Genomic DNA, 22,586 nt, shown 5'->3' with positions numbered 1-22,586 from the left:
TTCGCGCATACGATCGAAGCATCACCACGGGCGGGAGTCCGAAGCGCCACGGCCGGGTGAAAATGCCGAGTTGAAGGCGCAACTCGTCGCGCTTGAAGCGGTTTCGGCACGACATTCGGCCCACGTGACCATCATGTGGCAGGCCCCGGCCTGGCCTTGGCCGCCGAGGCCTTCCTGCTGACGATCGCACTGGCGCCCGACTCTTCCGTTGCGGCAAGAATCATGGCCTGGATCGTGGGCCTGTTGGTGGCGTTGCTGGCCAGCCAGTTCATGGCAACGCATCGACACGCCTCCCAGCGTGACGGGCGGATTCTCCAGGAACTGGTTGATCGGCTCGGCCTTCAACCGGGCCGGGTCCGCCCCTCGACGGATCCGGCCCGGTCGGGCGACTCTGACGGACGGGTCAGCCCTTCAGGCCGGTGAACGACATCGTGGCGATGAACTTTCGCTGGGCGAACAGGAACGCCAGGATCAAGGGTGCCGTCGCGATCACGTTGCCGGCCATCAGCTGGGACCATTCCGTACGCCTCGTGCCCTGGAAGTTTGCCAGGCCGACCTGCAGCGTGAAGCGGTTGTCGTCGGAGATGGCCACCAGCGGCCACAGCAGGTCGTTCCAGCTTGACAGCAGCGTGAAGATGGCCAGCGTGGCCAGCGCGGGGCGGGCCAGCGGCAGCACGATGCTGCGGAACGTGCGCCACGTGCTGCAGCCGTCGATCAGGGCCGCCTCCTCCAGCTCGACCGGCAGCGACAGGAAGAACTGTCGCATCAGGAAGATGCCGAAGGCCGAGGCCAGCCACGGGACGAAGGCCGCCGCCAGGGTGTCGACGATGCCGATGCGGGCGAACATCAGGTAGGTCGGGATCATCAGCAGCTGGAGCGGGATCATCACCGTGGCGATGATGACCAGGAAGGCGATGCCGCGGCCGGCGAACTTGAGGCGGGCGAAGCCGTAGCCGGCGGTCGAGCACAGGATCAGATGCGAGACGACCGAGACCACTGACACCAGCACCGTGTTGCCGAACCAGCGCAGGATCGGGGTCTCGGTCAGCAGCGCCCGGTAGCCCCCGAGGTGTATCGCGGTCGGGATCAGCTTGGGCGGGAACTGGTTGATCTCGCCGTTGGTCATGAACGACGTGAGCACCATCTGGACCAACGGCAGCACGAAGATCAGCGCCAGCGGCATCAGCAGCAGGTGCCACGCCGAGAAGGGGAGCCGTCGCCGCATCAGAAGACCTCCGATCCACGCCGCCGGCCGTACCAGATGACCCCGAGCGTGAGCACCAGCGTCACCACGAAGAGGAGGTAGGCGGCGGCCGCCCCGTACCCGAGCCTCTGGGTTTGAAAGGCGAGTTCGTAGATGTAGTAGACGATCGTCTGGGTGGTGTTCAGCGGCCCGCCCCGGGTGGTGGTGTAGATCAGGTCGAACATCTGCATCGCGGTGATCGTCTGCCACACCGCGGCGAACACGGTGACCGGCCGCAGCTCGGGCAGCGTGATGTGCCGGAAGACGCGGAGGCGGCCGGCCCCGTCCATGACCGCGGCCTCGACGAGTTCGCGTGGGATGTCCTGCAGCGCGGCCAGATAGATGACCGTGGTGAACCCGACCTCGCCCCAGAGCGCGATCACCACCACGTAGTACAACGCCTGGTGGGGGCTGTCCAGGAACTGCTGGGCCGGGATCCCCAGGTGCCGCAGGATGTCGTTGGCCGCGCCGAACTGCGGATTGAAGACGAAGTTGGCCAGGATGCCGGTCGCCGCGGCCGACGCCACGTACGGCACGAAGATGCAGGTGCGGTAGAAGCCGAGGAGCCGGATCCGCTGGTTGAGCGCGATCGCGATGAGGATGCCGAGCACGATCGACGCCGGAACGAACAGCACGGTCAGAATCAAGGTGTGCCGGGCCGCGGCGAGCATGTCCGGGTCCCGTGCCAGCTGCTCGTAGTTGCGCCAGCCGACCGGCACGCCCGGCGCGATCCCGTTCCACTTGGCCCGGGAGATGAAGAACGCCCACACCGCGGGGAAGATCGACAGGCCGGCGACGATCGCGGTGGCCGGTCCGGCGAAGGCCCAACCGGTCAGGTTCCGGCGGGCGCGGCGGCGGGTCCGGCCGCGCTGGGAGCGCGCGGCCGAGCCCGTACGCGGCGTGACCGCGAAAGTCACCGCCATCAGCCGGTCACCGAGTCGGCCGACTTCTTGGCCGCGTCGTCGAGCGCCTTCTGCGGGCTCTGCGTTCCCTGCAGCACCTTGGCTATCGCGTCGCCGACGTTGCGGGACAGCTCGTCGTAGCCGGCCACCGTCGGGCGGGCCTGCTTGGCGTTGGCCAGGTTGGCGAAGAACTTGTCGCCGCCCGGGTACTCCTTGACGTAGGCGGCGTACTCCGGGGTGTTCTGCTCGCTGCTCCGCAGCGGCAGGTTGCCGATCGCGAGGTTCCACTTGGCGTCGATCTGCGCGCTGGTCAGCCATTTGATGAAGTCGCGTGATGCCCCGGCCCGGTTGACGTCCTGGTGGTCGAACAACGCCCACACGTCCGGTCCCGAGACCGTCTCGTGGTCGCCGTTGAAGCCGGGTAGCTCGGCCACGCCGTACGAAACCTTGGCGGCCTTGATGTCGAGCAGCGACCACGGACCGGAGAGCATCATCGCGATGTGCCCGCTGTTGAACAGCCGGGGGTACTGCTCGTCGGTCTGGTCGAGGTACATCGACTTGTCGTCGACCGCCATCTGGCGCAGCGACTCCAGCGCCGCGACTCCTTCGGGTGAGTTGAAGGCCGGTTTGGTGCCGTCGAGGATTTTGCCGCCGTGCTGCCAGAGCAGCGGCCACAGGTGCCAGGTTGTGTCCTCACTGCCGGAGACCGAGTACGCGGTGCCGTAGACCTTGGTCGCCGGGTTCGTCAGCTTCTTGGCCGCGGTCCGGAAGTCGTCCCACGACCACTGGGCGGTCGGGTAGGACAGTCCGGCCTGGTCGAACAGCTTCGTGTTGTAGATCAGAGCCAGGTTGTCGACCAGGGACGGAACGCCGAACACCTTGCCGTTGACGGTCGCGGTCTCGCGCGCGGCGGGGGAGAACTCGTTCCAGCCGAAGGTCGGGTCGTTGACGTACGAGGTGAGGTCCTGGGTGTGGCCGCTCGCACCGAGCTCGCCGGCCCAGCTGCCGAACGTGTAGGAGATGTCCGGATAGCTGCCGGCCGTGAAGCCGGCCGAGAGCTTGGTCAGCAGGTCGTCGGTCGTCGGTGCCCCGGGCGAGGTCTTGATCGTGACGTTCGGATGCAGGGTGTGATATTGCGCCGCGAGCTGTTCGGCCGTGGTCTCGGCCGCCTCGGTCTGGCCGGTCCACCAGGTGAGCGTGACGGTGGCCTTGGGGTCGTAACCGGCGGCCGCGTCCTTGCCGGACTTGTCGGTCGCCGTGCCGCCCATGCAGGCGGAGAGCAACAGGGCGGCGCTCAGGCCGCCGGCCAGCGACCGGAACACCGGGCCGCGCCGAAGGTATGTCATCTTGGGCACCTCGATGGTCATCGGGAGGATTCGGGGTGGTGACCTCCGCCACAGTGAGGTTCTGCCCGTGGATTATGCTCGTTTGCTTTCGTTTAACAAGATCCGCGCAGCAAACGAGCAATCCAGACTGAGCGATGTCAACGCAGTGTTTCCGGCATGAGATCGCCATGGGCGGCCGTCAATTCGTCGCACATCTCCCAGATCTGATCGGCGGTCACGGTGGCCGCCGTGTTGGGGTCGATCATCGCCGCCTGCCGGACCATCCGCTTGTCGCCGGTGATCGCCGCCTGCACGGTCAGCTGGCCGGTGCTGACGAAAGCGCGGTTGACCGCGGCGCACTGCAGGGGGAGCGCGCCGACCTGCTCCGGGCGTACGCCCAGCCGGTCGACCACGCACGGCACCTCGACCGCGTAGCCCTCGGGCAGATTGGTGATCAGCCCGCGGTTCGCCACGTTGGCGTGGATGCGGCGCATCGTGCCGGTGACCATGCTGTGGATGACCTGCGGGGCGTACTCGGTGGCGTCGCGGCTGACGTCCAGCGGTTCGCCTCTCAGCAGCGATTCCCGCGTGGCGTGGTACTCGTCGACGTTCTCCTTGCTGATCCGCAGGTAGTCGCCGACCGGAATGCGCAGACGGGATATCTCCTCGTCGTGGTGGAGGTACCAGGGGACGTACTCGCTGGAGTGCTCGCTGGTCTCGGTCGGGAAGTAGCCGAGCCGCTTGTACATGTCCATGCGGACGCGGCGGCGCATCTCGGGCTCCTTCTCCAGGAGCTCGTCGAGCTTCGGATAGAGCGACTCGCCGCGGTGCTCGAACCTCAGCAGCCAGGCCTGGTGGTTGACCCCGGCGCCGCTGTAGTCGACCTCGTCGAGCGGAACTCCGAGGAGCTCACACAGGTCGTGGACGGTCCAGAAGACGGAGTGGCAGAGCCCGACCGCCTTCAGCTTCGGTGCCGTGGCGGCGAGGTAGCCGATGTTCATCGCCATCGGGTTGGTGTAGTTGAGCAGCCAGGCGTCCGGGCAGATCTCGAGCATGTCGGCCGCGATGCCGTCGAGCACCGGGAACGTGCGCAGCGCGCGGAAGATGCCGCCGACGCCGAGCGTGTCGGCGATGGTCTGGCGCAGGCCGAACTTGGCCGGGATCTCGAAGTCGCGCACGGTCGCCTCGTACATGCCGACCTGGATCGAGTTGATCACGAAGTCGGCGCCCTCGAGGGCCTGCCGGCGGTCGAGCGACGCGGTGATGACCGGCTTCGCCCCGAGTTGATCGGCCGTCCGGCGGGCGATCAGTTCAGCGGTCTCGAGCCGCTCGGGGACGATGTCGTGCAGGGCGATCGTCACGTCGCGCAACTCGTCGAAGGAGAGGATGTCGGCGAGCAGTTCGCGGGTGAACACCACGCTGCCGGCCCCCAGGAAGGCGATCACTGTCATGGCCGGATTGTTGGCGCTCGCGCATAGAACGCGCAAGACGCCCTGGCTAATCGCTTAGAAACGAACTACTCTGACTGCGCATTTGATCAATACGCCTGCGAGAAGGTTCCATGGCTCAAAGTACGCTGCGTCGCGCCGACCGGGTCTCGGCGATTCTCGAACGCGTCGCCAACAGCGGATCGGTCGACGCCGGCCACCTCGCCGAGGAGTTCGCGGTGTCACCCGCGACGATCCGGCGCGACCTGCAGGTCCTCGAAGACCAGCGGCTGCTGTCGCGCACCCACGGCGGCGCGGTCGCGATCGACGTGGCCTACGAGCTGCCCGTCCGCTATCGGGGCGGCCAGCATCGCGAGGAGAAGGCGCTGATCGCCCGCAAGGCGGCCGAGCTGCTGCCCAAGGGGCCGCTCACCCTGGGCCTGACCGGCGGCACGACGACCCACCTGCTCGCGCGCATCCTCGCCGAGCGGGTCGACCTGACCGTGGTGACCAACGCGCTCAACATCGCCGCCGAGCTGGCCCTGCGCCCCCGGCTCAAGCTGATCATGACGGGCGGCGTCTCCCGCACCCAGTCCTACGAGCTGGTCGGGCCGATCGCCGACCAGGCGCTGCAGGGCCTCAACATGGCGGTCGCGGTCGTCGGCGTCGACGGCATCAGCGCCCGCGGCGGCCTCACCACCCACGACGAGATCGAGGCCAACACCAATGCCACGATGATCCGCCGGGCCGACCGCGTGATCGTGGTCGCCGACGGCTCCAAGGTCGGCAAGGTCTGCCTGGCCGGCATCTGCCCGATCACCGCGATCTCGACGCTGGTCACCGACAACAGCGCCGACGCGACGGGCATCGAGGCGATCCGGCGGGCGGGCACCGAAGTCGTCGTGGTGGGTGGCTGATGGAACCGGTTCGCCTGCTCGTCGTCGGGGCCGGCCAGCGCGGCTCGACCTACGCGCGCCGCGCCGCCGCCTCCGGCGCCGGAATCATCGTCGGAGTCGCGGAGGCGGATCCGGTGCGCCGGGAGCACTTCGCTTCGGCGTACGGGATAAAGCGCGAGAATGTGTTCTCGGACTGGGCCTCGGTCGACACCCGGATCGCCGACGCGGCCGTGATCGGGACGCAGGATCGCGATCACGAAGGGCCGGCGGTCCGCCTGGCCGGGCTGGGCTATCACCTGTTGCTGGAGAAGCCGATGGCGCCGACCTACGAGTCGGCCTCCCGGATCGCCGCCGCGGCCGTCGAGGCCGGTGTGATTCTGGCCGTGTGCCACGTGTTGCGCTACACGTCCTATACGCAGGCCATCAAATCCCTGGTGGACTCCGGCCGGATCGGACGGGTCGTGAGCATCCAGCACCTGGAACCGGTCGGCTGGTGGCATCACGCGCACTCGTTCGTGCGGGGGAACTGGCGCTCCACCGCCGAATCCTCGCCGATGCTGCTGGCCAAGTCGTGCCACGACATCGACTGGCTGCTCTATCTGGCCGGGCAGCCGGCGCGCCGGGTCAGCTCGTTCGGGGGTCTGGCGCATTTCACGCCGGCGTCCAAGCCCGCCGGCGCGGGCGACCGCTGCGTCTCCTGCGCGGTGGAGCCGACCTGCCCCTACTCGGCCGTGCGCCTCTACTCGTCGGTCCCGTCGGGATGGCCGCGGGACGTCCTCGGCGACGACCTCGATCTCGCGTTGAAGACGGGCCCCTACGGCGAGTGCGTCTACAACGGACAGAACGACGTGGTCGACCACCAGGTCGTCAACCTGGAACTGGCCGACGGGGCGACGGTGTCGTTCACGATGACCGCGTTCACGCCGTTCGAGCAGCGCAAGACCCGGATCTTCGGCACCCACGGCTATCTCTCCGGCAACGGGGCCCGGCTGCGACTGGTCGACTTCCGCACCGGCGCCTCCGAGACCATCGAGGCCGGCGACTCCGTGGTGGCCGGACACGACGACGGGGACGACGGCGTGGTCGACGCCTTCCTGGCCGCGGTGGCGTCCGGCGAACCCGCACTGATCCGTTCCGACGCCGCGACTAGCCTGGCCGGCCACCGCGTCGTGTGGGCCGCCGAGGAGGCGCGGCTCACGGGTACGGTCGTGACACTGTCCTGACGGGTGAGGAGCGTCCATGATCACTGTTGACGGAGCCGACGAGATCAAGGCCCTGGCGGGCCGTGACCTGGGTGCGAGTGACTGGCTCGAAGTCACCCAGGAGCGCATCGACACCTTCGCCGACGCCACCGGCGATCACCAGTGGATCCACGTCGACGCCGAGCGTGCCGCCGCCGGCCCGTTCGGCACGACGATCGCCCACGGCTACCTGACGCTCTCGCTGGTGATCCCGCTCTTCGGCAACCTGCTCAAGGTTTCCGGCACCCGCATGGGCGTCAACTACGGCCTGGAGAAGGTCCGCTTCCCCAACCCCGTACGCGTCGGCTCCCGCATCCGCCTGGCCGCCTCGGTCGCCGACGTCACCGAGGTGACCGGCGGGCTGCAGATGACGTGCGACTTCACGGTCGAGATCGAGGGCCAGGACAAGCCGGCCTGCGTGGCCCGCACGATCTACCGCCAATACCTTCAATAGCTTTTCACGGCTCGACGTCCAGGTAGGCGTCCAGGGCGGCGGCGCCGGTGAGCATGGCCCGGCCGCGGCCGGTCAGGCGCGCGTTCCAGTCGGTGAGCAGGGACTCCAGCGGCGCGATGCCGCCGGCCGCGCGAACCTGCGTGATCAGCGGGGCGATCCGGGCCAGCGGGTAGCCGCCGCGGCGGAGCTGGTGGATCAACTGGGCGTCGCGGATGTCGGCCGGGCCGTAGACGCGGTAGCCGGTCTGCCGGTCGCGGCGGGGACTGACCAGGCCGGCGCGTTCCCACTTGCGCAGCGTCGCCGGGCGCAGGCCGAGCCGGTGGGCCAGAGGACCGACGAACGTGTCGCCCCGCGCCGCCGGGACCGGGGCGAGATTGTCCAGCGCGGACGCGACCGCGCTCAGAACGCGTCGGTCCTCGAGCAGCTGGGCGTGGCTCTCGTCGATCAGGCGGAGGGCGGTCGCGGTGGCGCCCTCGTTGACGGCCCGCATGATCTCTGCGGCGGCCCGATGGCCGTGGCCGGGAACCAGGGCCAGGAAGGCAGCCAGCGCCCGGGCATGCGCCGGTGTGTAGGCGCGGTAGCCGTTGGGGCCGCGCGCGGCGGCGGGCAGGATGCCGGCCGCCTCGTAGTTGCGGACGGCCTGGGTGGACAGGCCGTGCGCCCGGGCCAGGTCGACCGGCCTTTGAAGGTTTTGCCGCACCCGACACCCCGAAGTCCTGAGGAAAGCCTCAACCGTTGGTTCAACGATACTGTTCAGGGGCATGACGTTTGCTATCACAGGGCTCGGAGAACCGACCCACGGCTCGGAGACGCTGCTCGAAACGCGCAATGAGATCTTTCGTGAGCTCGTCGAGCGGGACGGCTACCGGGCGATCGCGATCGAAAGCGACTGCCTGATGGGACTGGCCGTGGACGACTACGTCACGGGCGGCGCGGGCACGCTCGACGAGGTGATGGAGCGCGGGTTCAGTCACGGGTTCGGCCGGGCCGCGGCCAACCGTGCGCTGGTGAGCTGGCTCCGCGCGTACAACCGAAGCCGGAGCCCCTCCGAGCGGGTCCGTTTCGCCGGGTTTGATGGTCCGCTGGAGATGACGCACGCGGCCAGCCCGCGGGAGGCACTCCATGGCTGCATGACGGAGCTGGCGCCCTGCACCTCGGAGGAACTCGACCGGCTCATCGGCGACGACAGGAAATGGGCCGATCCGGCCGCGATGATGGATCCGTCGCAGTCGGTCGGGCGGACGCCCGAGGCGAAAGAGTTGCGGCTGATCGCCGACGACATGGCGTCGCTGCCGATGAACGACGAAAGAACCAGACTCTATGCGCGCACCGCGACCGGCCTGTTGAGGTACCACTACTGGCTGGCCGACACCTCACCCGACCGCATGGCCTGGCTGCTGAGCATCCGGTCGTCGATGATGGCGGCCAACCTGCTCGCGATCGCCGAGAAGAGAAAAGTCATGGCGTTCGCCCACAACAGCCATCTCCAGCGGGAGAAGAGCAGCATACGACTGGGCGACCACCGCTACGAATGGTGGAGCGCCGGAGCTCAACTGGGCGACGACTACACGTTCCTCGCCATGGCCATCGGCACCTTCACCGACCACGGGGTGCAGGCCCCGCCGCCGGACACGGTCGAAGGGCTGCTCTATGCGAGACCGGGGGACCGGTTCCGAGTCGACCCGGCCGACCTGAACCACAAGGTGAAACCCCGCGAGTCGCCCTGGTTCGGCTATGCGCCGCTGGACCCGGCCCACCTCGGCAGCATTGACGGGATCGTATTCGTCAAAGCAGCGTAGAAGGTGGGCCGGGCGCCATCAGTGACTAGCGGGTGCCGTTCATAGTGGACGGCATCGGCGGCCCGGCGACCTGCGGCCGGCTGGCCGGGACCGCGGGAGCCACCAGGGACCTGGCCGCGGCCGGATCAGTCGGCAGCGGCTCCAGGAACGGCTGGTACGACCCCTGGCACAGCGTGCCCTTGGCCGGCAGCGTCACCTTGAGCAGGTAGTTGTCGATCGCGTTGGTGGCGCAATCCGACGTGCCGTAGGAAGTGTGGCCCCAGTTGACGTTGGACAGCAGGCGGCTGTTGGGCAGCCGCTTGGAGGCCGAGACCGCATCGTCGTAGTTGGTGGCCGGGTCCCACTTGGTGCCCACTATCAGCACCGGCGCGGCGGTCCGGCGGGTCCAGGGACCGGTGTACGCGTCCTCGTCCCGGACCGTCCACGTGTTGCGGGCGCACTGGGCGGTCTCCCAGCCCCACGCCCGGCCGAAGTACGGCGCCTTCTTGTCGGCCGTGACCATCAGCGACGGCCACTGGCCGGCGTCCTTCGGGTGGATTGCGTCGGTGCAGTCCACCGCGGCGAAGGTCTCGAAACCGTTGTCGTACGGGAAATCCCGGCCCGCCTTACCCCGGGCGTCCCGGATCTTCTTGGCCAGAGCAGCCGAGGCCTTCGCCCTGGCGGTGGCCGACGACGGATAGAGCAGCGTCCAGATGTACGCCGCGTCCTGCGTCACCCAGTCGCCGGCACCCGTGTCGTACAGGTCGCCGAGGATGCCGCTGACGAAGTCGGCGTACGTGATCGTGAAGCTGCTGCCGTCCTCGTCGGTCACCACCAGCGGCTTCGACCGGAGCTTCTGGGCGATCGTGTCGAAGTTCTTGACCGGGTCACCGGCCGCGAACTCGCAGTACTTCTCGCCCGCCTTGTCGCACCGCTTGAGGATCTCCTGCAGGGCCCGGTAGGCACCGGCCGCCGAGCGGATCCGCTGGTCCTGCTCCAGGTTGGCGGTCGCCTTCGTGCCGACCCAGTGCTCGGGGTCGAGCACGCCGTCGACCACGATCGCGCGGAACCGGTCCGGGAACATGTTCGCGTAGTACTGCCCGATCGCGGTGCCGTAGCTGAAGCCGAGGTAGGACAGCTTCTTGTCACCGACCGCCCGGCGCAGGACGTCCATGTCCCGCACCACCTCGGCCGTCGACATCGAAGCCGACAGCGGCTTGCCCGTGGTCGAGCACGCCTTGCCGAACTTCTTGGCCCCGTCGACGTACGTCTTCTCCTCGGCCTTCCCCCACGGGAAGGCGACGTTCATCTCGTTGAGCACCGCGCTCTGGTCCTTGACCGACTTCCAGCAGTGCAGGTTGTCGCTGCTGGCGATGCCCCGCGGGTCGAACCCGACGATGTCGAACTTGTCGAGCAGCGTCGGGTTCAGGAAGTACGGCGCCTCGAGAGCGATCTCGGTGCCCGAGCCACCCGGCCCGCCCGGGTTGAGGAAAAGCGTGCCGATCTTGTGTTTCTGGTCCTTCGCCTTGAGACGAAGGACAGCGATCTCGGTCTTGGCCCCCTTCGGATTGTCGTAGTCCAGGGGCAGCAGGGTGGTCGCGCACTCGGCGGTGTCATAGCACTTGTACCAGCCGAGCTTCGGAGTGGGGACGCGGTCGACCCGCGCCCGCTCCTGGGCGCTGGTGGTGTCCGTCTTGGCGGCTGCCGAGGCCGCCGTCGGGGCACCTGCCACCAGTACCCCGGCGATCAGTCCGGCCACGAGAATGCTTCTTCCCAGTCGTTGCATTCATGACCCCTTCGTTGGGTTACGCGCGGCGTCGTAGCCACGCGCAAGGGATCGTAGGAAATGAATGCAATACATGCGCACGCACAAATGTCTGAGGAAAAGGTTCTTCAAATGTGGACAGTCGGCCGCAACGCCGTCCACAGTGGTCAGCCTTCGACCAACCTCCCGATTCGGGTGACGGTCTCGCTGGTGTCGGTGTGCAGGTGGCCGGTCATGCCCAGTGACCTGGCGGCGTCGACGTACTCGGGGGTGTCGTCGATGAACAGCGCGTCGGCTGGGTCAGCCCGGACGCTGTGCAGGGCCATCGTGTAGATGCGCGGGTCGGGTTTTGCAAAGCCGGCCTCGCAGGACAGCACGACGGTGTCGGCAAGGTCCAGCAGGCCTGCGTCGGCCAGGCCGGCGCGGATATCGGGCCACGCGTTGCTGACGATGGTGATCGTCGTCCGTCCGCGGATGCGGCGTAGCTCGGTGAGCAGGGCGGTGCTCCAGGTGTGCCGCGCGGCCAGGTCGGCTCGGATCGCTGCGGCCTGCTTGTCGTCGAGGTGCAGCCGGTCGGCGATGATGCGCCACCAGGCTGTCTGGCCGGTGCGGCCGATGAGGACCTGGTCGTCGTTGCCGGCGAACACCGCGGCGAGGAAGGCTTGCGGGGCGATGCCCAGGCAGTTGCCCCATGCGGACGCGGCTGCGGTCAGGTAGTCCGCCAGGAGGACGCCGCCGATGTCGATCAGGACGGCCGGGCGGCGGGCACGGGCGTTGGCAGTCATCGCGTCCCATCCTTACGCGGCCGGAGAGGCGGCCCGGCGAGCCTTCCACGTGCCGAGGAGCTGTCCACACCGGACGCGGCGGACGAAGGCGGACGGGCGCGGCGGGTGCAGTTGCTGGAGGCGGCCATCCGCCGGCGGTCACCCCACGATCGGCGAGTTCGCGCCGGCGGCCCGGCAGGTGCCCAGGGAGGTGCTGCCGGCGAGGCTGGGCAGCCTCCTGGCCGAGACGTCCGAGGCGGTGAACCGCGTGCTGGCTCGGCTGTCCACGGCCGCCTTCCGGAAGACCGCTGTGCCCGGCTCAGGCGTTGACGTTCTCGAGGACGACGGCCAGGGCCTGGCCGACTCCGATGCAGATCGCGGCGACGCCCCAGCGCTCGTTGCGCTCGCGCAGCACCTGGGACAAAGTGCCGAGGATCCGCCCGCCCGAGGCGCCCAGCGGGTGGCCGATCGCGATCGCGCCGCCGCGTACGTTGACGATCTCCGGGTCGATGCCCCATGCGTCCACGCACGCCAGCGACTGCACGGCGAAGGCCTCGTTGAGCTCTACCGCGCCGACGTCCTCCCAGCCGATGCCGGCCTGTCGCAGGGCCCGCTGCGCGGCCTCCACCGGCGCGAAACCGAAGTCGCGCGGGTCCAGCGCGTTCGCTGCCCGGCCGGCCACGCGGGCCAGCGGATCCAGGCCGATCGCCGCGCCTGCGGCTTCCGAACCCAGGAGTACGGCGGAGGCGCCGTCGTTGAGCGGTGAGGCGTTGCCGGCCGTGATCGTCCCGTCGGGGCGGAAGGCCGGTTTGAGCGCCGACAGCTTCGCCGCGGTGCTGCCCGCGCGGATGCCCTCGTCGCGGGGCAGGTCGACGCCCGGCACCGGGGTGACCAGCGCGTCGTAGAACCCGTCCGACCAGGCCTGGTCGGCCCGGTTGTGGGAGCGGGCGGCGAACTCGTCCTGCCGCTCGCGGGAGATCTTGTATTTCTCGCCCAGCTGCTCGTTGCACTCGCCGAGCGAGACCGTCCAGCCGGCCGGCATCCGCTTGTTGACCAGGCGCCAGCCGAGGGTCGTCGACACCGCGGTGGTGTCGCCGGCCGGGTAGGCGCGGCCGGGTTTCGGCAGCACCCACGGCGCCCGGGTCATCGATTCGACGCCGCCCGCGACCACGATGTCGGCGTCGCCGGAGGCGATCGCCCGGGAGCCGGAGATCGCCGCGTCGAGGCTGGAGCCGCACAGCCGGTTGATCGTGCTCCCCGGCACCGAGACCGGCAGCCCGGCCAGCAGCACCGCCATCCGGCCGACGTTGCGGTTGTCCTCACCGGCGCCGTTCGCGTTGCCCCACAGCACGTCGTCGATGCGGGCCGGGTCGAGCGCCGGGGCCTTGGCGAGCAGGCCGGTCAGGGCGATCGCGGCCAGGTCGTCCGGGCGTACCTCGGCCAGCGCGCCGCCGAAGCGGCCGAACGGGGTGCGCGTCGCGGCGTACAGGAAGGAAGCTGTTGTCACCCACCGACCGTATGCCGATCGGGTTCGACCGGCGAAGCCGGGCTTCCGCCCAGCGGAAGCCCGGCTATTGTCCGAGCTCCCCGGTCCACCGGGTGTGCCGGGCCCGCAGCTCGGCGCCGGTCAGGTCGGTGCGGCCGAGGCTGGTGTAGTTGGGTTCCCAGGTCTCGATCCGGTCGCGTGAGCTGTCGAGGGCGAAGCTATCCCACACCCGGATGTCGGGGATCGTGGTGGCAGCCGCGCGCTCGTAGGCGTCGAGGAACACGTCGGCGATGTCCTTGCCGTGCAGCAGCACGAGGTCGAGGCGGCACCAGGCGACGTCGAAACCGCGCGGCGCCAGCGCGGCCCCGGACCAGTCGACGATGCCGGTGAGTTTCGGGCCCTCCCAGAGGACGTTGCCCGACCAGTAGTCGTAGTGGGTGAGCACACGGTCGGCTTCGTCGCCCAGGACCCGCACCCCGTCGTGCAGCGCCGGCCGGGGAGTCGCGTGGATCCGGGCCAGCCCCCGCGCGAGTTCCCGTGCCGCGTGCGCGGGGTCGCTCGGCATGATGTCGGCCGTGCCCGGGAGCCGGGTGATCAGGATGAGGCCTCGACCGGCGTCCACGCCCAGGACCCGGGGCGCCCAGCCGTCGAGGCCGTCGAGCGCAGCCAGCACGGCCGCCTCCCGGGCCGGGGCGTCATCGCCCGGCGGGTACTGCCGCAGGACCACCTCGTGCCCCTCGGCCTCCAGCAGGAGCGTGACGGCGTGGGTGCCGCCCCGGAGCTCCCGGGCGACCCGGACCGGCCCGCCGGTGACCCGGGCGGCCCACTCGAGGCTCGCGGTCATCGGACCTTCGGCGGGAAGTCCTGCAGCTTGTCGATGATCTTCTCCACCGTTCGCAAGGCGTTGTCGGCCTCCTTGGTGAGCAGGAGCGTCGGAGGCGGGTCGACGTGGAAGTTATCCCGGCCGACCGCGTCCCGCACCTTCTTTTCGAGGTCGTCCGCCCGCTGGGTGAGCTCGGGTGCCTTGACCTCGGCGCCGTCGAAATCGATCAGGTCGAACTCGCCGGTCTTCACGGCCGCGCTCAGGTCCTCGTTCTTCAGCGCCTGGCGCAGCCGTGCGTAGGCGGCCGGCGAGTACACCGACGCGTGCATGAACTTCGCTCGCGCGTACACCCGCAGCAGGCCGATATCGGCCAGCCCGGACCGGAAGCCGGGGGCCTTGTCCTTCTTCTTCGGGTTGGATTCGAGCAGGCCGATAAGGCGTTCGATCCGGTCGTGCTGACGCTCGAACTGCTTGAGCATGTTCGGGGCGTCCCCGCTCAGCTTCATCGCGCGCTCGTGCGCCGCGAAACGCTCGGGGCGTTGCGAGCCGACGGACGAGGAGAACGCCACGCCCGCGCGCATGTTGAGCCGCACATCGCCCTGGGCGGGGTCGAGGAAGGTCCGGTCGAGCTCGGCGATGATTTCGGTGATCCGCTCGGTGTAGAGCGGGTGTGCCCCGACGAAGAACTCGTCGCCCCCGATCATGACCCGGACGCTCTTCTCGAAGGACGGCAACGGACCGGACACCGGGCGGCCGAAGGCGATGCCGGCGGCCGCCGCCGACGGGCCCGGCCGTCCCCGCAGGTCCTGGTAGTGCCGGAAGAACACGGCCAGGATCCGGTCGTAGGTGAACCGCTTGCGCTGCAAGGTGCCGTCGTTGGACCGCAGCGTCTGTTCCAGCAGCTTCGCGCCGCCGAGCTGGCGGAAGACGATGAACTCGGTGACGATCTCGTAGTAGTTCATCAACTCGACGCCGAGGTCACGGATGTCCATGGTGAGGAAGATCTGGTCGGGGAAGTCCGAGACGCCGCTGTAGAACGGGAACTGCGACGGGGTGCCCTGCTGTGCCACCGGTTGCGACAGGCGGACGTCCCGGGTCAGCACCGGGATCAGATGATCCCAGTCGACGTCCTGGTCCGGATGCGTGAGGTTGCGGACCGCGGTGCGGGCCTGGACGTGCAGGCCGTCGACCCGGTTCGGGAACTCCTCGCTGAGGAAGCCGGAGGCGAAGTCGATCAGGTTGACGGCGACGATCCACGTTTCGAGCACCTGGATCTGGATCTCGAGAGCGATCTTGAGCCCGTCTCTCCCCGGCGGCTTCACCAGTGCCTTCTTGCGCACGTCCCGCATCACCGACGGGTTGGCGTAGAAGAGGCGGTCGATCAGCAGGAACGCGATGGTCCAGACGGTGTTCACGTACGCGTTGAGGTAGTCGACCGGCTGCCCGGCGACCGGGCCGGCCGTCGCCGTCTTCTTGAGGTCCTGCGCGACCTTGGCCAGCCGGAGGAAGGGTACGAGCTGGAACGGCTGTCCCCGGTCGTCCTCGCCCCGCCCGGCCGCCGGTGGGCGCGGCAGCAGCCGCCGCGCGGCCGGGGCCTTGATCTGGCCCAGCTTCACCGCGTACCGGGCGATGCCGGCCGCCTTGAGCGCCTCGGTGATCAGCTGGAAGGTGAGGTCGACCGCCGCGTCGTCGGCAGTCAGGGTGTCGGACCCGAAGAGGAAGTCGAACCGGTACTTCGGGTCGCGCTTGAGGGTCCGGAGCAGCTTCTGGATCTCCGGGCGCTTCTTCTTCATCTCCTCGGAGGTGTCCGTCAGCGCGAGCTCCAGCACGGCGATCAGATCTTCGCGCAGCCCGGCGTCCAGGGTCGTCAGCTGCTTGGCGAAGTCCTTGGCGTCCTTCTGCACCGCGAGCACGTACGCCGTCTTGTAGTCCTGGCCCACCGTGGCGTACCGCGGGCCGTCGGTGCCGTCCGGCGCCGAGAAGATCGAGGCGATCCGCTTGCGCCGCCGGTCCATGAACTGGCTGTTGCGGGTGTAGCCGAGGACCTTGTCGTTCAGGTCCTTGATGCCGGTGTTGTCGCGCGCCTGCCCCGGGAAGAGGAGCGCGTAGAGGGTGACCCGGCGCGGATTCCGGGTGCCGACCGCCTCGACGGCAAGTTCGTCGGCCACCGTGTAGAGGTCGAGAGTGCGCACCTGGTCGCGGACCGCCTGCGCCAGGAGGTCCCGGTCGCCGGTCGATGGTCGCAGCTTCCGGCCGTCGACCAGTTCGCGCAGCCGCTGCGACTCCGCCCAGACCGGCGACGGCTCGGCGCCGTCGTCGGTCCGCAGGCCGGGGTCGAGACGGAACTGGTCGTACGCCAGCGTCGACTCGGCGACGTTCTCGCCCGGCTCGGCCATCAGCTGATGACCAGCGAGTTGTCGAGTCTGACCAGGTCGGTCGGGAGGGTGACCTCCCACGGCTGGCCGATCAGCTTGCCGCCCATCGAGTACCCCAGCCCGGTCGCGTTGTCGCCGGTGTACGAACTGGCCAGCTTGATCGTCTGCGCGTCGAGCACGGTCCGGATGACGTACGTCTTGCCGGCCAGCTGGATCCGCCGGTCCTCGTCGTCATCGGTGAAGGCGGTGCCGGTGCCGGCGACGTTCACGCTGTTCTTGGTGACGTTCACGGTGCCGACGCCGTCCACGTTGTTGTCGCCGGTCTGGCTCTTCAGCTCGTCCAGCACCGACAGGTGCAGCGGGTCGGGCGAGTCGCCGTCGGAGTTGACCAGGGTGGCGTTGCCGTTCCACAGCTCGCCGGTCGACAGGTAGGTGAGGATGCCGTTCTCGAAGCCGAGCCGCACCGGCACCTGGACCCGGGCGGCACCGGCCCGCAGGAATCGGGTGAAGAGCGGATCGTCGTCGCCGAGCTGCGACACCGCCGGCCATTCGGCCTTGCGGCCCCAGAAGTACGGGTAGAACAGGTACGTCATGTTGTTCCACTCGAAGCTCTGCTCGAACATCTGGATGTACGGCCCCTCGGCCCGGGCTTCGGCGAAGTCGACCTCGGGGTAGCCGAACGGCGCGATGTTGCCGCGGACCGCGTCGAACACGTCGAAGCGCTGCCCGGTGAGCAGTTCCAGGCAGCCCTTCTTCAGCTCGGTCTGCTCGGTCTCCCGGTTCACGTCCGGATTGGTGCCGCCGACCCCGCCGCCCTGCGCCTGGATCTTCGCCTCGGCGACGGCCTGGTCGAACCGGCTCTTCTCGTCGGCGTACGCGCCCATCACCGAGTTGAAACTCTTCAGCTGCCAGTCCTGGAACTTCTCGTCCGACACCGTGCACAGCACCAGCGCCAGCACCTCGTAGTTGTGGAACATCTTCGAGTTGAGGCTGACCGTGACCGTCGGCGAGGGCTGCAGCCGCAGCGGCAGGTTGTGCTGGTCGTCGGTCGGCTCGCGGTACTCGCCCTGCTGGTCCTGGACCTGATAGATGAGCGCGTGCTTCTTGTCCGGTTCCTCGCCGTCCTTCTGGGTCTCGCCGAAGATGTTGATGAAGGCGCTCTGGGCGAGGTAGCCGTCCGGGATCGGCACGTCGAACAGGTCGGAGCTGATCTTCTTGTCGTCCTCGACCGGCATCTCGTCCGGGCTCTTCTTCGACGCGGTGGCCAGGAACAGGGACGACGGCGGGGGAGCCACGTCGGTCGCGCCGTACTTGCCGGCCCAGAACTGCCACCGGTCGCGGGTGATATCGGACGGCTGCAGCGGGACGAACGTGCCGTTCACACAGTTTCCGGGGCGGTCCGGCTCCGGCACGGTGACGCCGTCCTGCGGGCGCCCGGTCAGCGCGAACCGCAGGAATGCGGCCGGCTCGGGCACCAGGAACTCGAGCATCAGCCGCTTGCCGTAGTTGACGACCTGAGCCTGGTAGACCTTGTTGACGAATCGGTAGACGCCGACGATGTCGGCGTTGCCGCTCTTGTTGTCGAAGCTGTGCAGATTGGTCTCTTCGACCACGTCGGTCGTCGTGACGACGCGGCGGGTGAGCGTACGCGTCTGCACCAGGTTGACCGCCTTGGTGGTGACCTCCCGGGCGTAGGTCGACGCGGCCAGGCTCGACTGCTGCCGCGAGTTGCCGCTGGAGAAGTTGAAGTTCGAGGTCGCGTCGACCGATGGCCCGTACGACGCGTGGATGGTCAGGCCGCCCTGCTTGCTCGCGGTGTCGTTGATGACGGTCTGCGTCTCGGTCTGCAGCGCGAACCGCTCGGTCGAGGCGAGGTCCTGCTCCTTGGTCTGGGTCGTCTCGGTCTCGGTGGTGGTGCTCACCTCGGTGGTCGAGCTGGTGCGGAACGTCCGCGACCGGGTCTCGCTCTTGAGCACGTTCTCGATGTGCGCGATCTCGCCGAGCTCGTAGCGCAGCAGCTGCTGTTCGAGGAGGTTCAGGTCGGCGATGCCGAGGATCTTGGCGTCGCCGTGGCCGGCCGGGACGGTCGGGGTGCCGTCCGGAATCACCTCGGTGGCCGCGGGCGGGCACGGGCCGGGCGTGCCGGTCTCGAGCAGGCCGGTGCCGATCGCGGTGGCCCGGCTCTCCAGGGCCGACACCGCCTGGACCACGTCCACCCGGTCGCCGGTGAAGCCGCTCGCCGCCAGGGCCTGCCGGGTCGGCTCGCTGAGTTTCCGGGCCGCCGCCTCGGCCAGCACGAACCCGGGACCGGCGCCGTCCGACCGGAGGGCCGCGAGCACCTCCTCGACGGCCTGCCGGTGCGCGGTCAGTTCGGTCGCGACGTTGCCGTTGGCGTGCGGCACCAGGCCGGGCGCGGGCTCGGCCGCGGGCGGCAGCGGGAAGATGCCGGCCGGCATCACGAGCGGGGCGGATGCGAAGGCGTCGAGCGTGAGCGGCGCGCTCGCGGCGAGCCGCCGGATCAGCCACAACACGCGGATCGTCGCGTCGAGCAGGGCCCGGGCCTTGGGCCCCGGTGACCGGTCGATCGTCGCGGCGACGATGCTGTCCGACACCTGGCCGTAGAGCTTGGTGAACGCGTCGGTCTTGACCAGTGCCGAGGCGGTGGTGCTCTTGAAGACGGCGGTGAACGCGGGGCCCACGCCGGGCCAGAAGTTCTGGTCGGTGAGCGCCCGGACGGCGACGCCGAAGTCGGCGTACTTGGAGTCGAACTTCTTCGGGGAATCGATGAAGGCGGCCGAGACGACGAGCGCCCGGGCGGCGTCGGTCATGTCGGCGCGGTCGCCGTCCGACCGCAACGAGCGCAGCGTGCCGGCGAATGTGGTCGGGAAGGCGTCCAGGTCGATGATGGCGGCCGCGGTCGCCGTGGGATCGGCGTCCTGCGCGGGCCGGATGGCGACGAAGCGGAAAATCTCGGACTTCATCTGGACAGCCTGGCCGGGACCCCTGAAACGGCGCTGAAACGGCGCTGACCTTGAACCCTAGCGGGCGGCGGGCTCCAAGCCGGCATGGTAACGCATCCAGGTGCCCTTGCCGTCGTGCTTGGCGGCGTACATGGCCAGGTCGGCGTCGCGCAGGAGGGACTCGGCGTCGTCGCCCGGTTCGGCGCAGGCCACGCCGATGCTCGCGTTGGCCCGCACCTCGTCCGAGCCGAACGTGATCGGCTCGGTCAGCGCGCTCAGGATGCGGCGGGACGTGTTGCCGGCGTCGTCGGACACACAGTCCCGCAACAGCACCGCGAACTCGTCGCCGCCGAGCCGGGCCACCAGGTCACAGCCGCGGACCGAGGCGCTGAGCTTCGCGGCCACGCCGATCAGCAGTGCGTCGCCGGCCGCGTGGCCGAGGGTGTCGTTGACGCCCTTGAAGCCGTCCAGGTCGATCAGCAGCAGCGAGACCGTGCCCGGGTGGGCGGCCGCCAGCGTGGCGGTCACCTCCTCGTGGAAATGGGTGCGGTTGGCCAGACCGGTCAGGCCGTCGAACAGGGCCTGGTGCCGCAGCCGCACCTCGTGCTCGCGCAGTTCCGCGAGGGTGGTGTCGAGCTGGGAGATCAGGCGGGTGTTGTCGTGGAAGGCGGCCAGCTGCCGGCCCGCGACGAGGGCGCAGATCAGGCCGAGGCCGGCGACCACACCCCACAGCCGGGTGGCGCCGCCGTCCTCGCGGTTTGTCAGGACCACGATGAGGGCGGCGAACGCGACGGCGATCGACCCGTACGGAAGCAGGCTGTAAGGCTTTCGCCGCCGTGACCCGAACGCCGAATGGTCGAATTGGGCGACCAGTTCCTGGACCCGCGGCCCGACCGCGACCATCAGCGACGGCAGGAAGCGCAGGGCGTAGACGTAGGCCGGGAGATGGCCGTCGGCGTGCGGGGCGGCGAAGACGCCGAGCGCGTTCGCGCCCGCCGAGATGATCATCGGCAGGGCGGCGAGCTTGTGGATCGGGGCGTTGCCCTGCAAGATGATCTTGAAGGTGGCGAACGCGGCGGTGAGGATGACCGCGGCCGTGATCAGGGTGCCGGCCAGGTCCTCGGCGCCGGGCTGCACGACGAAGCACCACGCCACGACGGCGCCGCCGATCAGCACGGTCGTCGAGTCGAGCCAGAACGCCAGCCGCTCCCGCGCGGTGCGTCCCGGATGCGGGTGCAGCATCATGCCGATGATCAGCACGGCCTCGCCGACCGCGAAGCAGATCGACTGAGCGGTCCCGGCGCCGGTCGACCACTGGTCGTGCCCGAGCATCGCGATCACCGCCTGCACGGAGTCGCCGAAGGTGAAGAGCGTGCCGGCCCCGGCCAGGATCCGCCAGAAACGCCGGGTCGGTCCGGTCGCGATCCGCGACACCCGCCAGGCCGAGTACGCGAGCAGCACGTCGAGCGGCGGCTGGAACGCCCAGAAGACGCCGACCTGGGAATTCGAGTCCCGGTGGAAAGCGAAGAAGAGCGTGGTGCCGAGGACCGACCAGAGCGTGGCCGCGATCAGAAGCGGGTCACGGTGGAACACGGGCCGGGTCGTCCCGTTCACGTTGCGTACTCCTGCCGTCGGGGGCCTTACCCCGGTGGTATCGGCCGGGTCCGCGGATGGCTGAGCGCCGCCCCGCGATGGCAACCGAGTGGCGACCTGAGCCGGGTCCATGGCGTCGCGGGCGCGTGGACGCGCTCCCGGACCGGGGCGCTGTCATGATTCACGGATGACGAGCCGGGGACTCGCGCTGCTCGTGGCCGGCGCGTACTTCATGGAGATCCTCGACGCGACGGTGATCGCGCCCGCCGCCCCGCACATAGCGGCGGACCTGGGCGTGCCCGCGGTCGCGGTCAACGTGGCGATCACCGCGTACGTGCTCACCCTCGCCGTGCTGATCCCGATCAGCGGCTGGCTCACCGAGCGCTTCGGCGCCCGGCGGGTCTTCATGAGCGCGATCGCGATCTTCACCCTGGCGTCGGCCGGGTGTGCCGCCGCCGAGAGCCTGCCGATGCTGGTGGGTACCCGCATCCTGCAGGGGATCGGCGGCGCCATGATGGTGCCGGTCGGTCGATTGGTCGTCATCCGCACCACCGCGAAGACCGACCTGGTCAAGGCCATCGCCTACCTGACCTGGCCGGCCCTCGTCGCACCGCTGCTGGCGCCGGCCCTCGGCGGCGTCCTCAGCACGTACGCCTCGTGGCGGCTGATCTTCCTGATCAACCTGCCGCTGGGGCTGGCCGCGTTCGTCCTGGCCCGGCGTCTCGTCCCGGACGTACGGGCGGAGGACGCCGGCCGCCTCGACTGGCGTGGCTTTCTGCTGGCCGCGCTGGGCCTCGCGGCCCTGGTGGTCGGCATGGAAGGGGTCGGCGACCCGCATCCGGACTGGGCCGTGGCTCTCTCCGCGTTGGTCCTGGCCGCGTTCGCGCTGGCTTTCACGATCGTCTACCTGCTTCGTACGGACCGCCCGCTGGTCCAGCTCCGCGACCTCCACATACCGACATATCGGGTCACGGCCCTGGGTGGCTCGGTCTTCCGCGCGGTGATCACCGCGATCCCGTTCCTGCTGCCGCTCTTCTTCCAGCTCGGCTTCGGCTGGAACGCAGCCCACGCCGGCCTCGTCGTCATCGCCCTCTTCGCCGGCAACATCGGCATCAAACCGGCGACCACCCCGCTCATGCGCCGTTTCGGCATCCGGGCGGTCATGCTCGGCGCGGTGATCGCGTCGGCAGTGTGCCTGGTCGGCATCGCGTTCCTGCGGGACACCACCCCGCTCGCGATCATCCTGATCCTGCTGGTCCTGAGCGGGACCTTCCGGTCGATCGGCTTCACCACGTACAACACGGTGGCCTTCGCCGACGTACCGGGCGACCGCATGACCAGCGCCAACACGCTGATGTCGGCGGTGCAGGAGCTCGGCGCGGGCCTGGGCGTCGCGGTCGGTGCCCTCCTCGTACGGCTGGGCGGCGCCCTCGACGCTCAGCCCTACCGCTTCGCCTTCATGGTGCTGGCCGTGATCCTCGTGGCGCCGGCCGTCGAGGCGGTCGCCCTGCCGCGGGAGGCGGGCAACGTCGTGGCCGGCCGGTCGAGCTGAAC

19 protein-coding genes are annotated in these 22,586 nt (G+C 69.3%); 6 read left to right on the top strand and 13 right to left on the bottom strand.

What is annotated here, in order from left to right; genetic code table 11:
* Positions 1-156 precede the first annotated feature (156 nt).
* Positions 157-423, top strand: a complete 267-nt coding sequence (locus tag ACIA5C_RS10525) for a hypothetical protein (protein WP_396053052.1) — start codon at positions 157-159, stop codon at positions 421-423.
* Here the strand turns inward: ACIA5C_RS10525 and ACIA5C_RS10520 are convergent.
* From ACIA5C_RS10520 to ACIA5C_RS10505, 4 genes are all read right to left on the bottom strand, one after another.
* Positions 404-1,225 (bottom strand): carbohydrate ABC transporter permease, encoded by an 822-nt coding sequence (locus tag ACIA5C_RS10520; RefSeq protein ID WP_396053051.1) that lies wholly within the window; start codon positions 1,223-1,225, stop codon positions 404-406. The genes ACIA5C_RS10525 and ACIA5C_RS10520 overlap by 20 nt on opposite strands.
* Positions 1,225-2,166, bottom strand: coding sequence for a carbohydrate ABC transporter permease (locus ACIA5C_RS10515; RefSeq protein WP_396053050.1), 942 nt, complete (start codon positions 2,164-2,166; stop codon positions 1,225-1,227). The genes ACIA5C_RS10520 and ACIA5C_RS10515 overlap by 1 nt, the downstream gene beginning before the upstream one ends.
* Entirely contained in the window at positions 2,166-3,491 is a 1,326-nt protein-coding gene (locus ACIA5C_RS10510) for an ABC transporter substrate-binding protein (protein ID WP_396053049.1), read from the bottom strand. The genes ACIA5C_RS10515 and ACIA5C_RS10510 overlap by 1 nt, the downstream gene beginning before the upstream one ends.
* A 137-nt stretch (positions 3,492-3,628) precedes the next feature.
* Positions 3,629-4,921 carry an alpha-glucosidase/alpha-galactosidase gene (locus ACIA5C_RS10505; protein WP_396053048.1) on the bottom strand — a complete coding sequence of 431 codons (1,293 nt, stop codon included), beginning with the start codon at positions 4,919-4,921 and terminating at the stop codon, positions 3,629-3,631.
* 110 nt (positions 4,922-5,031) lie between these two features.
* Between ACIA5C_RS10505 and ACIA5C_RS10500 the strand changes: the two genes are divergently transcribed.
* Genes ACIA5C_RS10500 through ACIA5C_RS10490 form a run of 3 tightly spaced genes read left to right on the top strand, consistent with a single transcriptional unit; the run spans position 5,032 to position 7,488 of the window.
* Positions 5,032-5,814 carry a DeoR/GlpR family DNA-binding transcription regulator gene (locus tag ACIA5C_RS10500; RefSeq protein WP_396053047.1) on the top strand — a complete coding sequence of 261 codons (783 nt, stop codon included), beginning with the start codon at positions 5,032-5,034 and terminating at the stop codon, positions 5,812-5,814.
* Positions 5,814-7,016: a Gfo/Idh/MocA family protein gene (locus tag ACIA5C_RS10495; RefSeq protein WP_396053046.1), complete on the top strand. Its 1,203-nt coding sequence runs from the start codon at positions 5,814-5,816 to the stop codon at positions 7,014-7,016. The genes ACIA5C_RS10500 and ACIA5C_RS10495 overlap by 1 nt, the downstream gene beginning before the upstream one ends.
* A 16-nt stretch (positions 7,017-7,032) precedes the next feature.
* Positions 7,033-7,488, top strand: coding sequence for a MaoC family dehydratase (locus tag ACIA5C_RS10490; RefSeq protein ID WP_396053045.1), 456 nt, complete (start codon positions 7,033-7,035; stop codon positions 7,486-7,488).
* Between the two features lie 4 nt (positions 7,489-7,492).
* Here the strand turns inward: ACIA5C_RS10490 and ACIA5C_RS10485 are convergent, their stop codons facing one another.
* Positions 7,493-8,188 (bottom strand): TioE family transcriptional regulator, encoded by a 696-nt coding sequence (locus ACIA5C_RS10485; protein WP_396053044.1) that lies wholly within the window; start codon positions 8,186-8,188, stop codon positions 7,493-7,495.
* Positions 8,189-8,249: 61 nt separating this feature from the next.
* Here ACIA5C_RS10485 and ACIA5C_RS10480 point away from each other — a divergent pair, with 61 nt between their 5' ends.
* A complete protein-coding gene (locus ACIA5C_RS10480; RefSeq protein ID WP_396053043.1) occupies positions 8,250-9,287 on the top strand; it encodes an erythromycin esterase family protein in 1,038 nt (345 codons plus the stop codon).
* Positions 9,288-9,312: 25 nt separating this feature from the next.
* Here ACIA5C_RS10480 and ACIA5C_RS10475 read toward each other — a convergent pair whose 3' ends face one another.
* The 8 genes from ACIA5C_RS10475 to ACIA5C_RS10440 form a co-directional block, all read right to left on the bottom strand.
* Positions 9,313-11,052 (bottom strand): alpha/beta hydrolase, encoded by a 1,740-nt coding sequence (locus tag ACIA5C_RS10475; RefSeq protein WP_396053042.1) that lies wholly within the window; start codon positions 11,050-11,052, stop codon positions 9,313-9,315.
* 146 nt (positions 11,053-11,198) lie between these two features.
* Positions 11,199-11,816, bottom strand: a complete 618-nt coding sequence (locus ACIA5C_RS10470; RefSeq protein ID WP_396053041.1) for an HAD family hydrolase — start codon at positions 11,814-11,816, stop codon at positions 11,199-11,201.
* 138 nt (positions 11,817-11,954) lie between these two features.
* Positions 11,955-12,083, bottom strand: a complete 129-nt coding sequence (locus ACIA5C_RS10465; protein ID WP_396053040.1) for a hypothetical protein — start codon at positions 12,081-12,083, stop codon at positions 11,955-11,957.
* 31 nt (positions 12,084-12,114) lie between these two features.
* Entirely contained in the window at positions 12,115-13,302 is a 1,188-nt protein-coding gene (locus tag ACIA5C_RS10460; protein WP_396053039.1) for a thiolase family protein, read from the bottom strand.
* A 64-nt stretch (positions 13,303-13,366) separates the two neighbouring features.
* Complete coding sequence (locus tag ACIA5C_RS10455) at positions 13,367-14,125, bottom strand: phosphotransferase family protein (RefSeq protein ID WP_396053038.1); 759 nt, start codon at positions 14,123-14,125, stop codon at positions 13,367-13,369.
* Entirely contained in the window at positions 14,122-16,500 is a 2,379-nt protein-coding gene (locus ACIA5C_RS10450; RefSeq protein ID WP_396053037.1) for a hypothetical protein, read from the bottom strand. Before ACIA5C_RS10450 ends, ACIA5C_RS10455 begins: the two co-directional genes overlap by 4 nt.
* The gene (locus ACIA5C_RS10445) at positions 16,500-19,460 is read right to left on the bottom strand and encodes a hypothetical protein (RefSeq protein WP_396053036.1); all 2,961 of its coding nucleotides are present in this window, start codon (positions 19,458-19,460) and stop codon (positions 16,500-16,502) included. Before ACIA5C_RS10445 ends, ACIA5C_RS10450 begins: the two co-directional genes overlap by 1 nt.
* Before the next feature lie 57 nt (positions 19,461-19,517).
* Positions 19,518-21,053 carry a diguanylate cyclase domain-containing protein gene (locus tag ACIA5C_RS10440; protein ID WP_396053035.1) on the bottom strand — a complete coding sequence of 512 codons (1,536 nt, stop codon included), beginning with the start codon at positions 21,051-21,053 and terminating at the stop codon, positions 19,518-19,520.
* Positions 21,054-21,219: 166 nt separating this feature from the next.
* Here ACIA5C_RS10440 and ACIA5C_RS10435 point away from each other — a divergent pair, with 166 nt between their 5' ends.
* On the top strand, positions 21,220-22,584 hold the full coding sequence (locus tag ACIA5C_RS10435) for an MFS transporter (protein WP_396053034.1): 1,365 nt from the start codon (positions 21,220-21,222) through the stop codon (positions 22,582-22,584).
* Positions 22,585-22,586 lie beyond the last annotated feature (2 nt).

The sequence above is a fragment of the Actinoplanes sp. NPDC051343 genome, from assembly GCF_044455125.1.
Classification (GTDB): domain Bacteria; phylum Actinomycetota; class Actinomycetes; order Mycobacteriales; family Micromonosporaceae; genus Actinoplanes.
The sequence above is the reverse complement of the archived record's forward strand: the minus strand, read 5'-3'. Positions and strand labels throughout refer to the sequence as shown.

What these genes read in the sequence shown, in the direction of transcription:
- ACIA5C_RS10455 (WP_396053038.1), bottom strand. Translation starts at nt 14,125, where the DNA reads ATGACCGCGAGCCTCGAGTGGGCCGCCCGGGTCACCGGCGGGCCGGTC.
- ACIA5C_RS10475 (WP_396053042.1), bottom strand. Translation starts at nt 11,052, where the DNA reads ATGCAACGACTGGGAAGAAGCATTCTCGTGGCCGGACTGATCGCCGGG.
- ACIA5C_RS10495 (WP_396053046.1), top strand. Translation starts at nt 5,814, where the DNA reads ATGGAACCGGTTCGCCTGCTCGTCGTCGGGGCCGGCCAGCGCGGCTCG.
- ACIA5C_RS10445 (WP_396053036.1), bottom strand. Translation starts at nt 19,460, where the DNA reads ATGAAGTCCGAGATTTTCCGCTTCGTCGCCATCCGGCCCGCGCAGGAC.
- ACIA5C_RS10480 (WP_396053043.1), top strand. Translation starts at nt 8,250, where the DNA reads ATGACGTTTGCTATCACAGGGCTCGGAGAACCGACCCACGGCTCGGAG.
- ACIA5C_RS10510 (WP_396053049.1), bottom strand. Translation starts at nt 3,491, where the DNA reads ATGACATACCTTCGGCGCGGCCCGGTGTTCCGGTCGCTGGCCGGCGGC.
- ACIA5C_RS10450 (WP_396053037.1), bottom strand. Translation starts at nt 16,500, where the DNA reads ATGGCCGAGCCGGGCGAGAACGTCGCCGAGTCGACGCTGGCGTACGAC.
- ACIA5C_RS10435 (WP_396053034.1), top strand. Translation starts at nt 21,220, where the DNA reads ATGACGAGCCGGGGACTCGCGCTGCTCGTGGCCGGCGCGTACTTCATG.
- ACIA5C_RS10505 (WP_396053048.1), bottom strand. Translation starts at nt 4,921, where the DNA reads ATGACAGTGATCGCCTTCCTGGGGGCCGGCAGCGTGGTGTTCACCCGC.
- ACIA5C_RS10470 (WP_396053041.1), bottom strand. Translation starts at nt 11,816, where the DNA reads ATGACTGCCAACGCCCGTGCCCGCCGCCCGGCCGTCCTGATCGACATC.
- ACIA5C_RS10515 (WP_396053050.1), bottom strand. Translation starts at nt 2,166, where the DNA reads ATGGCGGTGACTTTCGCGGTCACGCCGCGTACGGGCTCGGCCGCGCGC.
- ACIA5C_RS10500 (WP_396053047.1), top strand. Translation starts at nt 5,032, where the DNA reads ATGGCTCAAAGTACGCTGCGTCGCGCCGACCGGGTCTCGGCGATTCTC.
- ACIA5C_RS10520 (WP_396053051.1), bottom strand. Translation starts at nt 1,225, where the DNA reads ATGCGGCGACGGCTCCCCTTCTCGGCGTGGCACCTGCTGCTGATGCCG.
- ACIA5C_RS10490 (WP_396053045.1), top strand. Translation starts at nt 7,033, where the DNA reads ATGATCACTGTTGACGGAGCCGACGAGATCAAGGCCCTGGCGGGCCGT.